The sequence below is a fragment of the Dysgonomonas mossii genome, assembly GCF_004569505.1.
In the GTDB taxonomy this organism is placed as follows: domain Bacteria; phylum Bacteroidota; class Bacteroidia; order Bacteroidales; family Dysgonomonadaceae; genus Dysgonomonas.
This window is the reverse complement of the sequence record NZ_SPPK01000066.1, coordinates 1-453: the sequence shown is the minus strand read 5'-3', so window position 1 is coordinate 453 and position 453 is coordinate 1. Positions and strand designations below refer to the sequence as shown.

Here is a 453-nt window from a genome sequence, read left to right as displayed (position 1 = left end):
ACATGGGGGTCACTCGGTGCGGAACGGGGCCGGGAAGCGGCCGGAAGGAAGGGCGGCGGGCGGGCCAGGCAGGAACGGCCCACCGCGCGCGACGGGGTCTGCGCCGCGGCGCCAGGGGGTCAGAGCGTTTCCACGGTGTGGTGCATGTTCGTGTAGATGCACAGCTCGCCCGCGATGGCGAGCGACTTGCGCACGATCTCCTCGGCGGACAGTTCGGTGTGGTTCAGCAGCGCCTTGGCGGCCGAATGCGCATAGGCGCCGCCGGAGCCGATCGCGACGATGCCCTGCTCGGGCTCCAGCACGTCGCCGTTGCCGGTGATGATGAGCGAGGCGCTGCCATCCGCCACGGCCAGCATGGCCTCCAGGCGGCGCAGCACGCGGTCGGTGCGCCAGTCCTTGGTGAGCTCGATGGCGGCGCGCGTCAGGTGGCCCTGGTGCTTCTCCAGCTTGGCC

1 protein-coding gene is annotated in these 453 nt (G+C 71.5%); it reads right to left on the bottom strand.

From position 1 onward, the window contains the following. Nucleotides 1-119 precede the first annotated feature (119 nt). Nucleotides 120-453: ATP-dependent protease subunit HslV (hslV, locus tag E4T88_RS18920; protein WP_135107571.1), on the bottom strand; the 334-nt coding region annotated here is incomplete at its 5' end.